At 47.9% G+C, this 13,268-nt stretch carries 12 protein-coding genes; 2 read left to right on the top strand and 10 right to left on the bottom strand.

Translation table 11 applies throughout. The features are described 5' to 3' along the window. Positions 1-32: 32 nt before the first annotated feature. Together pyrR and FC47_RS02295 are read right to left on the bottom strand one after the other, a co-directional pair. Positions 33-569, bottom strand: coding sequence for a bifunctional pyr operon transcriptional regulator/uracil phosphoribosyltransferase PyrR (pyrR, locus tag FC47_RS02305; protein ID WP_056967745.1), 537 nt, complete (start codon positions 567-569; stop codon positions 33-35). Positions 570-1,015: 446 nt separating this feature from the next. Then, entirely contained in the window at positions 1,016-1,858 is an 843-nt protein-coding gene (locus FC47_RS02295; protein WP_056967742.1) for a DegV family protein, read from the bottom strand. Between the two features lie 199 nt (positions 1,859-2,057). On the opposite strand from FC47_RS02295, the gene trhA reads away from it, so the two are divergent. Further along, the gene (trhA, locus tag FC47_RS02290; RefSeq protein ID WP_056967769.1) at positions 2,058-2,696 is read left to right on the top strand and encodes a PAQR family membrane homeostasis protein TrhA; all 639 of its coding nucleotides are present in this window, start codon (positions 2,058-2,060) and stop codon (positions 2,694-2,696) included. Here the strand turns inward: trhA and FC47_RS02285 are convergent. The 4 genes from FC47_RS02285 to FC47_RS02270 all read right to left on the bottom strand — a co-directional run bounded on the left by FC47_RS02285 (position 2,693) and on the right by FC47_RS02270 (position 7,360). Continuing rightward, positions 2,693-3,187, bottom strand: coding sequence for a dihydrofolate reductase (locus FC47_RS02285; protein ID WP_056967740.1), 495 nt, complete (start codon positions 3,185-3,187; stop codon positions 2,693-2,695). The genes trhA and FC47_RS02285 overlap by 4 nt on opposite strands. An 11-nt stretch (positions 3,188-3,198) precedes the next feature. Beyond that, the gene (locus FC47_RS02280; RefSeq protein WP_033934748.1) at positions 3,199-4,161 is read right to left on the bottom strand and encodes a thymidylate synthase; all 963 of its coding nucleotides are present in this window, start codon (positions 4,159-4,161) and stop codon (positions 3,199-3,201) included. Positions 4,162-4,232: 71 nt separating this feature from the next. Beyond that, positions 4,233-6,146, bottom strand: a complete 1,914-nt coding sequence (locus FC47_RS02275) for an ABC-F family ATP-binding cassette domain-containing protein (protein ID WP_056967738.1) — start codon at positions 6,144-6,146, stop codon at positions 4,233-4,235. After that, the gene (locus FC47_RS02270; protein WP_056967736.1) at positions 6,146-7,360 is read right to left on the bottom strand and encodes a CCA tRNA nucleotidyltransferase; all 1,215 of its coding nucleotides are present in this window, start codon (positions 7,358-7,360) and stop codon (positions 6,146-6,148) included. The genes FC47_RS02275 and FC47_RS02270 overlap by 1 nt, the downstream gene beginning before the upstream one ends. A 292-nt stretch (positions 7,361-7,652) precedes the next feature. Between FC47_RS02270 and FC47_RS02265 the strand changes: the two genes are divergently transcribed. Continuing rightward, on the top strand, positions 7,653-8,480 hold the full coding sequence (locus FC47_RS02265) for a site-specific integrase (protein WP_033934751.1): 828 nt from the start codon (positions 7,653-7,655) through the stop codon (positions 8,478-8,480). A 32-nt stretch (positions 8,481-8,512) separates the two neighbouring features. On the opposite strand, the gene FC47_RS02260 is transcribed toward FC47_RS02265, so the two are convergent. The 4 genes from FC47_RS02260 to rpsA form a co-directional block, all read right to left on the bottom strand. After that, a complete protein-coding gene (locus FC47_RS02260) occupies positions 8,513-9,772 on the bottom strand; it encodes a tetratricopeptide repeat protein (RefSeq protein ID WP_056967734.1) in 1,260 nt (419 codons plus the stop codon). A gap of 197 nt (positions 9,773-9,969) precedes the next feature. Further along, positions 9,970-10,245 carry an HU family DNA-binding protein gene (locus tag FC47_RS02255; RefSeq protein ID WP_033934753.1) on the bottom strand — a complete coding sequence of 92 codons (276 nt, stop codon included), beginning with the start codon at positions 10,243-10,245 and terminating at the stop codon, positions 9,970-9,972. A gap of 321 nt (positions 10,246-10,566) precedes the next feature. Continuing rightward, complete coding sequence (der, locus tag FC47_RS02250; RefSeq protein ID WP_033934754.1) at positions 10,567-11,877, bottom strand: ribosome biogenesis GTPase Der; 1,311 nt, start codon at positions 11,875-11,877, stop codon at positions 10,567-10,569. A gap of 130 nt (positions 11,878-12,007) precedes the next feature. Continuing rightward, on the bottom strand, positions 12,008-13,237 hold the full coding sequence (rpsA, locus tag FC47_RS02245; RefSeq protein WP_033934755.1) for a 30S ribosomal protein S1: 1,230 nt from the start codon (positions 13,235-13,237) through the stop codon (positions 12,008-12,010). Positions 13,238-13,268: the final 31 nt, after the last annotated feature.

Genomic DNA, 13,268 nt, shown 5'->3' with positions numbered 1-13,268 from the left:
GCAATCTCCCTTTTCTAAACAATCTCACTCAATCAGGCCTGTGCCAATTCACCCTGCTTGATCAAAACGACGCTGTCTTGTCCATCAGTCTCGCTGACGTTGACCTTTACTCGTTCCTGCATGGACGTTGGAATGTTTTTGCCGACAAAATCAGGCCGAATCGGCAGCTCACGATGACCACGATCAACCAAAACCGCAACCTGGACGCGCTTGGGCCGCCCTTGATCCATAATTGCATCCATGGCTGCCCGGATCGTCCGGCCGGTAAAGAACACGTCATCGACCAGCACCACGCGCTTATCATTGATGTCAACGCCCAGCCTTAGATTTTCCTTAGCGGTGTCTGGTCGTCGATCATCGCGATAGTTGGTAACGTCCAGCTCACCAACCGGTACCTGCACGTTTTCCAGTTTCTGCAGCTGATCGGCAATGCGACGCGCCAAATAGACTCCCCGCGTCTTGATCCCAACCAGAACCAGATCCTGCGTACCCTTATTGCTTTCGACAATTTCGTAGGTGATTCGCGTTAAGGCCCGTTTCATGGCCATCGCATCATAAAATTCCTTCATTTCGCCAAACTCCTTACAAAATTTGTCCAATAAAAAAGCACTGCCTCACGACTCGTGAACCAGTGCTCCAACATATTGTTTAAAAAACGCGACCAAACGTCGACCAAATTTAAACGATACTGCCTTGCTAGCCTCACGGGACTAAATTTAAAGGACATATAGATTGTTATTTAATTTAATGGATAGCTATGCGTTTGTCAAGCATATTTCTAAAATTAATGATTATTGTTTCAAAATCAATCGCTTACATATTAATCAAAAAAAACGTTTTTTTAGACCTTATACGCTTAAATTTGACCATCTTTTTGCATTTATCTTTGCTGATATTCTCATTTATTTAAATAAATTAAATCATTTTACTTTGATTGTTTAATGATTTTTATTCATTTTTTATACATCAGTAGATATTAAAAAAGCCCGATGCAATTTCGCATCAGACTTCTTGATTACTCAGTATAGTAAAGCAGACAGCAGGCACCTAGGCCCGTGTGCGTGGCAATAATTGGTACCGTTTCACGAACAACGATTGGCAGATCGGGGCAGATTGCCTGAACCTTTTCTTTTAAGCGCTCAACTTCGCTCATTCCCTCAACGTGTGAGATACCAACGCCTAAAACTTTAGGGCCATTTGCCATCTCATCTAAGATCTTGTCCCATTCCTTATGAATGGCCTTCATCCCGCGGCCTTTAGAAGCCACGTGAATCTCACCATCATAGACTTGGAGCATAACCTTGATATTCATAAAGCGCGACAGGGCACCGGCAAATTTGCTGATTCGGCCCCCAGCAACCAGGTTGTCGAGATTGTCGATTGCCAGATAAAGCTTACTCTTTTGAAAGACGTCTTTCATCTTGGCAATTGCATCAGCAACCGTTCCGCCATTCTCAATGACTTTAGCGGCTTCAATAATTTGAAACGCCATGCAGCGATCAGTAGTTTGACAATCATAAACCGTTACCTTGGTCTTGGTCATGTTGGCAGCCTGCTCCGCCGCATGAACCGTACCGCTGATTGAAGCCATCATGGTAACGCACAGCACCTCGCTGCCATCAGCTCCTGCCTGGTCAAAGGCATCAACGAACTTGCCAATCGGCGGCTGTGAGGTCTTAGGCAGCGACTTGGCGTTTTTCATCATCGTTGGGAACTGATCATTGGTGATCGTTTCTCGCTCAACGTAAACCGTCCCGTCAATCATTACTGACAGCGGTACGATCGTAATATCATATTTCTTAATTTCTTCGTCGGTAAGGCCAGCTGAAGAGTCAGCCACAATTTTAATCTTTGACATGGAAATTACCCACTTCCTGATCAAGTTTGATATAATGTATCTAGTATCGTAAACTAGATACATTATTTTAAAGACTAAATACATTATAAACTTAGTCTGCCGGGCATGCAAACTGCCTTGATAATTAACTTTAGTATAGCAGAAATAACGGCTGATTTCATTGCCGAGCATTTTTATGAAAGGAGTATTCAGCTTGCAGATGAAAAACTCAACCTCACGTCGCCAAACTCTTTTAATTGAAATCGCCAATGCCATTACTCACGGTGTTGGCGCGGCCCTGGCCATTGCCGGATTAGTGATCTTGATCGTGCGGGCGGTACATACCGGCAGCCCCATGCGCATCGTTACTTTTTCAATCTATGGCGCGGCTTTAGTCCTGTTCTTTTTAGCCTCAACACTGTTTCACTCGCTGATCTTTACTCGTGCTAGACGGGTCTTTCAGATTCTGGACCACAACATGATCTACCTGGTCATTGCCGCCAGCTACACGCCATACTGTCTGGTGGCCATTAAAGGCTGGCAGGGCTGGACGCTGTTTGGCATTATCTGGGCCATGGCGACTGCTGGCATCATCTATAAAAGCATCTGGTTTCAAAAAAAGAGCAAATGGTCGACGATTTTTTACGTGATTATGGGCTGGATGTGCGTACTGGCATTCTGGCCGCTTTGGCACGCCTTGGGACCAGTTGGCTTTGGCCTGCTGCTGGCGGGAGGTATCACCTATACGCTGGGGGCCCTGCTCTACAGCATGCCAACCCGTTACACGCATCTGATCTGGCATCTTTTTGTCATGGTCGGCACGGCATTCATCTACTTTTCGATCCTATTTTACGTCTAGTTTTTAATCCAATGCTCAAAGCGGCAGTCGGGAACGTCCGGCTGATCGCTTTTTATTTTCTCCACATCTGCCAAACGCCATCCCTGATAGTCAATGGCCGGCATTTTGGTATCTCCGCCAAAGCGCCGTTCAACCACCGTTCGATAAAGATCGCCAGCTAATGGCAGCAGCGTTTGATAGATCTGTGCTCCGCCAATGACAAAACAGCGCTGGCCAGCCAAGCGATCCGTCAGCAGCTCCTTTAGCTCTTCGACACTGTGTACCGCCGTAATCTTGGCATCGTCCAGTTTTTGATGCGTCAAGACGATATTTTTTCGCTTCGGCAGTGGTCGGCCGATCGATTTAAACGTATTGGCACCCATAATTACCGGATGATTGAGCGTCACGGCTTTAAAATGCTTCAAATCGGCAGGCAAATGCCATGGCATGGTACCATTTTTGCCGATATAGCCGTCTGGATCCTGAGCCCAGATAAAGTCCAGCTGATTCATAAAAACACCCCTTAAACGGCAACTGGGGCCTTGATCCCGGCCTCGTGCTCATAGTTTTCCAGCTTAATGTCTTCCATTTCATACTGATCAACTGGTTTTGGATCGGCCGGCAGAATCAGTTTTGGTGCTGGATGCGGCGTCCGTGAAAGCTGTTCTTTGATCTGTTCAATGTGATTGCTGTAAATATGCGCATCTCCTAAAGTATGCACGAACTCGCCCACGCCCAGGCCGCACTCCTTGGCAATCATGTGCGTCAAAAGCGCATAGCTGGCGATGTTGAATGGCACGCCTAAGAAAATATCGGCACTGCGCTGATACAGCTGACAGCTTAGCCTGCCATCATTGACGTAGAATTGAAACATCGTGTGGCAAGGCGGCAGTGCCATGCTGTCCACGTCTTCTGGATTCCAGGCCGAAACGATCATCCGACGTGAATCCGGCGTGGTCTTGATCTGTTCAATTACTTTGGCAATCTGATCAATGTAGTGGCCATCGCTGGTTTTCCAATGCCGCCATTGTGAGCCATAGACCAGCCCCAGATCGCCATATTTTTGCGCAAACTCATCATCATTCAAGATGCGATCGCAAAAGGCCTTTTTTTCTTCGAGATAGACCTTTTTAAATTCGGGATCCTTAAGCCAGCGGTGACCAAAATCCGTCATATCAGGGCCTTGGTATTCTGGACTTTCCACCCATTTTTTAAAGGCCCATTCATCCCAGATATGATTCTTGTGCTGCAGCAGGAAGCGAATGTTGGTATCGCCGCGCAAAAACCACAGCAGCTCGCTTTTGATCAGACCAAACGGAACAAATTTGGTGGTTAGAATCGGAAAACCGGCGTTGAGATCAAAATGCATCTGATAGCCGAAAACCGAGCGCGTTCCCGTTCCTGTCCGGTCGCTCTTTTCGTGCCCATGCTCTAATACGTAGCGGGCCAGATCCAGATACTGCTGTTCATTATCATTGACTGCCATGTCTTATCTTCCTTTCAATCATCAAATAAGTTTCATTCTAGCACATCACTGCGATAGGCGCGTCTATTTTACTATTCATCTACGAATTCGCTAAGATACTCCCAGCGTTCAGTCTTGTCTGCCAAGGCTTTTTGCACTTCATTCAATTCTTTTTGCAGCTCAGCCAACTTGGCATAGTTGTCACCATTTGCGGCCATTTCATTTTCGATTTGTTTTTGACGTTCGTCTAGCTGATCGATTTCTTCGTCAATATGATCCCATTCCAGTTTTTCGGCATAGGTCAGCTTGGTCTTTACCTTGGCAGTGTTGGCCGTTTTAGCAGGGGCAGCCGTTTTCTTGGCGGCTGCCTTGGCTGCGGATTTAGCTGCCTGAGCCGCCTGTGCATCAGCTTGGGCCTTTTTGAGATATTCAGTGTAGTAGCCGCGGTAGCGCTCAATCTTGCCTTGACCATGGAAGATCAGCAGATTATCAGCCACCTTGTCCAAAAAGTAGCGGTCATGCGAAACCGTAATGACCGTTCCAGCGAAATCGTCCAAATAGTCTTCCAATACCGTCAACGTGCCAATGTCCAAATCGTTGGTCGGCTCATCCAAAAGCAGGACGTTTGGCTGCTGCATCAAGATCTTTAACAGATACAGCCGCCGCTTTTCACCACCAGAAAGCTTCCGAATCAGCGTCCCATGCATAAATCGCGGAAACAAGAAACGCTCCAGCAGCTGTGTTACGTTGACCCGATTGCCGTTTTTATCGACCACATTGTCAGCCACTTCAGTCAGATAGCTGATCATACGCTTGTCGTCATCAATGCCTTCCGTCTGCTGCGTGTAGTATCCCAGCTTAACGGTCTCGCCAATCTTCAAAACGCCTGAATCAAGCTTGGTGCGGCCAGCAATCACATTTAAAAGCGAGGTCTTGCCGGCACCATTTTCGCCGGTAATACCGATTCGATCGCCGGCCTGCACCAGCCAGTTGAAGTCGTCTAAAATTTCATGATCGCCATACTTAAGATTGGCATGCTGCATTTCAATAACGTCTTTACCCAGTCGCTGCGAGCCCAGTTCAATCGAGATGTCCTCATCGACTTTAAGCTTGCCCAGGTTGTCCTTGAGTTCGTTAAAACGATTGATCCGGCCCTTTTGCTTGGTTGAGCGCGCCTTGGCTCCATGCCGCATCCAGGCCAGCTCTTTTTTGTAAAGGGCCTGCCGCTTGCGCTCGCCTTCCTGTGCCAGTTCAACCCGGGTCGCTTTTTGGGCTACGAAGTCCTGATAGTTGCCGTCATAATGATAAAGCTTGCCAAACGACAGCTCCCAGATATGATTGGCAACCTGATCCAAAAAGTAGCGGTCATGCGTAACGACCAGCACGGCCCCACGATAGCTGGCCAGATAGTCCTGCAGCCACATGATCGAGTCGATGTCCAAATGGTTGGTTGGCTCGTCTAACATCAGCAGATCGGGTTCTTGAATCAAAACCTGAGCCAGGCCAACCCGCTTGCGCTGACCACCGGAAAGCTCCTTGATTTTTTGATTGGCGTCATTGATTTTCAGCTGCGTTAAAATCGTCTTGACGCGGCTGTCGGCTTCCCAGGCGTCCTCTTGATCCATGGCAGCCTGCATCTTGGTAAATCGATCGCTTAATCTGGAATCTTCAGGATGCGCGCTATAATCCAGCAGCGCTTTTTCATATTGCCGAATCGTTTGAAAGACTGGCTGCCCGCCAGCAAACACGGCATCCATGATCGTTTTTTCTTCATCCAGGTCTGGCTGCTGCTTCAAAAAGCCAATCGAATAGTCGCTGGGTTTGATGATCTCGCCGGCCTCAGGACTGACCGCGCCACTGATAACGTTTAAAAGCGAGGTCTTGCCGCTGCCGTTGGTGCCGATCAATCCAATCCGATCCTGTTCGTTGATAATAAACGAAACGTCTTTAAACAGCGTTTTTTCGCCATACGTGCTGGTTAGATTTTCAGCTCTTAATGTTTTCATTAATCTTCCTCTTTTGCTAATTGTGCAGCTGCCGCCAACAAAGCATTTTGATCATTGGGCAGACTGCGATCCAAGACCTGCTGCTGCAATTGATGCAAAATCTGCCCCATCTTTGGCCCAGGCTTGACATGCGCCAGTTTGATCAGCTGACCGCCATTAACTGCCAGCTCTTTTGTACTTTTAATCGGCAAAGCCTGATAGCGATCGCGCAAATCAAGTTCTTCTAGGCTGTGGCCAAACATTGCCGCCACGCGATTGGCACTGAGCAGCAGTCGGTCGCCAGTATCAAACAAGAGCTTGGGCGTCAATTGATCGTTTAAGATTGCTTGGACGGCTGGTACGATTTTTTGGACGTCGCTGATCAGATCATTGGATGTCTTCCAAGCCTTTAAAAATGCATTGCGCTGGGGATGATCAAACCGCATGACCTGCATCAGCACTGCCCAGGCTTCGGCTTCGGTTTTCAGATGCCATTGCTTAAGGTCCAAAAGCTGCTCCAGAGCCATTTTTTGATCGGCCAATCTTGGACAGTAGCGGTATAGATCAGTAACGAGCAGGTCCTTGAGGCCAGCGGTTGGATTTTGACCAAGCAAAAGCTTCTCAAATTCAACGCGAATCCGTTCAATGGCAATCTTTTCTAGAAGCGGTGCATTTTCTTGAATGCCTTGTCTGGTCTTTTCATCAATCTGAAAGTCAAGCTTGCTGGCAAAACGAACGGCCCGCATCATCCGCAGCGCGTCTTCATGAAAACGTTCAGCCGGTTCACCCACCGCCTTGATCAAGTGCCGCTTTAAGTCGCCCAGCCCATCAAATAAATCGATGACCTCGCCGTTTTCCTTCAGCGCCAAGGCATTGATCGTAAAGTCGCGCCGCTTTAAGTCTTCTGCCAGTGAGCGGACAAACGTTACCGAATCTGGACGGCGAAAGTCCTGGTAGCCAGATTCAGTTCGAAAAGTGGTCGTTTCGTAGCCAACGCCATGATCTAAAATCATGACCGTCCCATGCTCAATGCCAGTATCAACCGTACGATTAAAGATCTGCTTGATTTCGGCCGGATAGGCGCTGGTGGCAATGTCGATGTCATGAATCGGATCGCCCAAAATCGTATCGCGCACGCAGCCGCCGACAAAATAGGCCTCATAGCCAGCCTGTTCAATTCGCTGCAGAATCGGCCGTGCTGGTTCAAAGACGGCCGGCAGTTTTTCGATTTTCACGGATATCATTTCCTTGTTTCGTGGATTTGGTTGTCATAACCAGTCCTAACCATTTTAGCAAACTTTCCAGGACTCGAAAACGAGATCTGCAATTTAGCCAACTTTATCAATCTCTCCCTAGTAATTATTGTCTAAGAACATTGATTCGACCCAGTCGACTTGAAACCAATCCCAACAGCCCGGATTGGTTTATAACGGCAGCTGCAATCGGTTATACTTGCTTTCGGTTAGGTTTCGCGTTATTGTTAAGGTAAATCATTACTACCTAAAATAAATCAGAAAGGATCTTTTTATGGATCAATATCCTTACCAGACTGCCTTTCATCGGGAGCTTAAAGCCATTGGCCGCGCGCAGATGACCATTGATGCCTATGATGCCACGCTGCGTCAATTATTTAACTATCTCGAGGATCAGCGTCCGATCTATGCTCATGATCCCAGTGCCAACAACGTAACGGAAACCGATGTCCGAGCCTACCTGAACTGGCTGCGTGACGAGCAGGACATTACCCTGGCGACTTTTAACAAGGTGCTTTCTCAGCTCAGCCGCTATTTCCGCTTTTTGTTTACGCATCAGCTGATCGACAACTATCCCACGCTGACGATTCATGGCAAGGCAACCAAGCCCAATCAGCATCTTTCCACTAAATGGCTGCTCAAGCTGGACGACATTCTCGCCGACGATCAGCTGCAGCTCTACACGCGCGCCGTTTTGTTTTTGAGCAGTCGCGGCTATACGGTTGCTGAGTTTCTGCAGCCAGGATTTGGCGACGTATGGCGCAGCCTGCAACCCAAAAACGCCGTCGAACGAGATTTTATGAAGACCTTTGCTGCCTATATCGCACCGATCCAGCAGTTGCAGAACTGCCAGGATATTTTTTTAAAGCAGCGGCTGAACCGCGAGCATCCCTGGATCAGCAATGCCGGTTTGTTTAAATACCTCAAAGCCGATGAGGAATACCTGGGCTTTAAGCTGGCTCCCAAGTATCTGCACCAAAGCTATATTCTTTATGAGATTGCTCAGCATCGCGACGCCACGCCCCAAGAGCTGCAGACTCGACTCAGATTAAATCCACAGTCCCTGCTCTATTATCAGCGTCTCTTGCTACAGCTAAAATAAAAAGGTTCCGCATGATACGGAACCTTTTTTATTTAGAACATTTCTTGATCCAGGCGCTCCTGCATTTCAGTATCAGCTGGATTAAGCCGTACGTAATGCTCCATTTCATCGATCATCAAGTCACGCTGCCCGGTTTCTTGGTAAAAGCTGATCAGATTCTTTAAAAAATCAACGTTTTCATTATAGCTTGGCATCGCTGCCTGATAGAACCGTTCGGCCAGGTCGTATTTTTCCAATACCTGATAGGAGACTGCCAGATTCCAATCCAGCTGGGGATCGACTTCATCTGCCTTGACCAACGGGGCCAGCAGCTTGACATTGACCTGGTGCTCGCCCAGCTTGATCAGCAGATTGCTGTATTCCAAAGTAATCGTCAAATTGTCCGGATCCAGCTCATGAGCCTGCTGCAGATATTTTTGCATCAGTTTAAAATCGCCAACGTGACTGGCCATTCTTGCCGCCAATGCAAAAAGATTCTCATTGTACTGATCAACGCCCAGACCTTCTTGAACGGCTTTCAGACCGGCCTCATACTGTTGCGTCTGCTCATAGGCCCGCGCCAAGGCAGGATAAGCCGAGGCGTACTGGTCATCGTCTTTGATCAGATCAGTCAGCGTTTCAATGGCATCCTTGAATTCACCCAATTCCAGCTGCGTCAGTCCGGTTTGAAAACGAACGTCGCTGGTCTGATATGCTGGTGCAACCTGCTTGAGATAGCCCAATGCCTGCTCATAATGACCGCTTTGTGCGTAGGCCATTCCTAAGCGCGCCGCGATATCAACCTTGGCAAACTCTACGGCACCGGTTTGAATCAGCGCAAAATAAAACGGCACTGCTTTGTCAAATTGACCCACCAGATAGTAGAACTCACCCATGGCAAACAAAACGGCCGGCTCTTCTGGGGCTGCTTGATAGGCTTGTTTGAGCTTGGCTTCCGTTACCTCAAACTGTCCCTCGGTTTGGTAAAGGTCTGCCGCCACCAGCAGTGCCTGGACATAAGCTGGCGAATCAGGCGCAATCTGCGTCAGATAGGCCAATGCCTCATCGTTATGACCATTATCGATCGCAATCTCAGCCAGCGCGGTTCGCAGCTCATCTTCATCCGGATAGCGCTCCAACAGCTTCAGATAGGCGCGGCGAGCTTGCGGCATCAGGCCCAGCGCGTATAGCTGTTCCGCCAGATTGAACAGAATCTCATCATCGTCTTTGCGCAGCGCCCAGGCAAATTCTTTTTGGGCTTCTTCCATGTTGCCATCTTCAATTGCCTGCAGACATTTTTCGGAAAAGGTCACGCTATTTCCCCCTTAATTTAATCATGCTTTTTTAGTTTAACATAAAACAGCGTCAGCACTCATGATAAAGTCCTATCAGTCAGAGATATCAAATTTAAGTACTTTATCAAATCCAAATGGTGGTCATTTTAAATCCATGATAAGAAAAGCGACGACCGTTAAAAACGATCGTCGCTTCATTTTTTTATCGTCGTTAATTACTTAACGGCGTCCTTCAAAGCTTTGCCCGGCTTGAATGCTGGAACCTTGCTTGCAGGGATTTCAATTTCTTGTCCAGTTTGTGGGTTGCGACCTTTACGTGCGGCGCGTTGCCGTACTTCAAAGTTACCAAAACCGATTAATTGAACCTTTTCACCCTTGGCCAGAGATGCTTGGATGGAACTGAAGACAGCGTCTACAGCAGCCGTAGCATCCTTCTTCGTCAGACCAGTTGCCGTAGCAACGTCGCTAACCAGTTGTGCTTTGTTTGCCATGTGTTTCACCTCCCACCATTGACGATGGAAATTTCCTCGTCATAGGATCAGTTAATTTTGAGTGGTCCAAAATTAACGAAACAATAACGTGCTCACGCATCATTTCAAAAACTAGATTAGCATAGTGAAACCGCGCTGACAAGCGGTTTAACGGACTTTTTAAATGAAATTTCAATTAAACGCCGATTTGCGAACGTTATCATTAAAATTTAGCTGATTTAGCCGTTTCCAATTGCCAAAAGCTGATAAAAGCCAGCATCATCTAAGATTAGTCCGGTTTGGTTTTGGGGACAAAAACCGCTGTCGATCCTATGGCACAGCCTACTTCCGCTTCCGTTTGATCAGATGAATCGGCGTACCTGAAAAATCAAACGCCTGCCGAATCTGATTTTCTAAATAACGGGCATAAGAGAAGTGCATCAGGTCGGGATCGTTGACAAAAATAACGAACGTTGGCGGCTCAATTGCCACCTGAGTTGCATAATAGACGCGCAGACGACGACCATTCGTGCTTGGCGTTGGATTAGCCGCAATTGCATCCATAATGACGTCGTTGAGCACGGATGATTGAATCCGGCGACGACAGTGATCATAGACCTCTTCAATCATCTTTGGCAGCTTGATCAGCCGCTGGCGGGTTTTAGCCGAAACAAAGATAATCGGCGCGTAGCTGAGATACTGGAACTCCTGGCGAATCAGATTGGTAAAGTCAGTCATCGTGCGCTGGTCGCGATCTGGAATCGTATCCCATTTGTTGACTACGATAATGATCCCCTTGCCAGCCTCATGCGCGTAACCGGCAATATGCTTGTCCAGCTCGCGAATGCCCTCTTCGGCGTTTAAAACGACCAATACCACGTCACTGCCATCAATCGCCCGCATCGAGCGCATCAGAGCATAGCGTTCGGTATTTTCATAAAGCTTGCCTTTTTTCTTGATCCCAGCCGTGTCAACCATCGTAAACTCACGACCATCAGCCTTGAAATGAGTGTCAATCGCATCACGCGTCGTCCCGGCAATATTGGATACGATTACCCGGTCTTCACCCAGCATGGCATTGACGATTGAGGACTTGCCAACGTTGGGCCGGCCAATCAAGCTGAAATGAATCGTGTCATCTTCTTCATTAGCGGCATTTTCGGGGAAGTTTTTGATGACGGCATCCAAAAGATCCCCGACCCCGACGCCATGGACGCTGGAAACGGGATATGGTTCACCCAGACCTAGCGAGTAGAAGTCATAGACATCCGAGCGTCGTTCTGGATTATCAACCTTATTGACCGCCAAAACGACCGGCTTATCGGAACGATACAGAATCTGCGCAACCTGCTCATCGGCATCAGTAACCCCACTGCGCACGTCGACGACCATTACGATTACGTCGGCTTCATCAATGGCTACTTCAGCCTGTTCACGAATCTGAGTTGACAGTGGCTGATCAGACATTTCAATCCCACCAGTATCAATCAAGCTAAAATGCTTGCCCAGCCATTCGCCGTGGGCATAGATGCGGTCACGCGTAACGCCTGGCGTATCTTCAACGATTGAGATTCGTTCGCCGGCAACCCGGTTGAACAGCGTGGACTTGCCAACATTGGGGCGTCCAACAATAGCAACAATTGGATTTGCCATAAAGCGGCACCTTCTTTCTAATTAGATTTAATCTGTTCTTAAATAAAACTTTCCGACTTGCGCCTAAAAAGTCTTGATGAAAAAACAAAGCTGGGAAAAATCCCAGCTTTGCTCTTAACGCAATGTTAAATTACTTGCGAGCGTTCTTCAGTTCATCACCGATCAGATCGCCCAGCGTAAAGCCGTTTTCTTCTTCTGGCATGTTGGCCTTGTAGTCGTTGTTACGACGACGAGGACGACGGTTGCCGCCACGGTGGCCTTCGTTGTTGTCAGAACCAGCTGGCTTTTCTTCCAATGCCTTGATGGACAAGCCCAGACGTTGGTGTTCAGGGTCAACGTTCAGAACCTTAACCTTGACTTCTTCACCTGGCTTCAGAACATCAGCTGGCGTAGCGATGTGCTTGTGGGAGATTTGGGAAATGTGTACCAAACCTTCAACGCCAGGGAATACTTCAACAAAAGCACCAAAGCTGGTCAGGCGCTTAACAGTACCAGTCAAGACAGCACCAACTGGAGCCTTGTCTTGAATGTCATCCCATGGTCCAGGCAGCGTTTGCTTGATGGACAGAGAAATCCGTTCGCGTTCTGGGTCAACGCTCAGAACCTTAACCTTAACGTCTTGGCCAACTTCCAGTACGTCAGATGGCTTGTCAACGTGGTCGTAGGAAATTTCGGAAACGTGAACCAGACCGTCTACGCCGCCAAGGTCGATGAAGGCACCAAAGTTAGTCATCCGAGCTACCTTACCTTCGACAACGTCGCCAGGTTGCAGTTCAGAGAAGACCTTCTTAGCAGCTTCTTCGTGTTGAGCTTGAACGATTTCCTTGTGAGAAAGGATCAGGCGGTTGTCGCTTGGTTCAATTTCAACAATCTTGAATTCAAGTTCTTGACCCTTGAATTGGTTCAAGTCTTCAACGTAGTGGTCAGTAATCATTGAGGCAGGTACGAAACCACGAACGCCAGCATCTACAACCAGACCACCCTTAACAGCTTGGGTAACCTTAGCCGTGATCGTTTCACCAGCTTCGAATTTCTTTTCCAGATCGTCCCATACCTTCATGGCTTCCAAGCGCCGGTGTGAAAGCAGGTAGCTGCCGTTTTCCTTGTCGCTGCCAATCTTGGAGATGACAACCAGGTCCAGTTCGTCGCCGACCTTCACAACCGTGTTGATGTCTTCAACGGGCTTGGAAGACAGTTGGTTAGCCGGGACAACCCCTTCAACACCTGAGTCTTCAATACCAACGATCGCTTGACGATCATCAATTTGCAGTACCTTGCCCTTAACAACATCGCCAACCTTAACTTCTTTGATGCTGTCGAGCGCTTCTAACATCGCGTCTTTGTTTTCGTTTTCAGCCATTAAAAAAAATCCTCCTTGCAACAATCAACTC

The sequence above is a fragment of the Limosilactobacillus mucosae DSM 13345 genome (assembly GCF_001436025.1).
Classification (GTDB): domain Bacteria; phylum Bacillota; class Bacilli; order Lactobacillales; family Lactobacillaceae; genus Limosilactobacillus; species Limosilactobacillus mucosae.
This window is presented reverse-complemented; position numbering and strand designations above follow the sequence as displayed.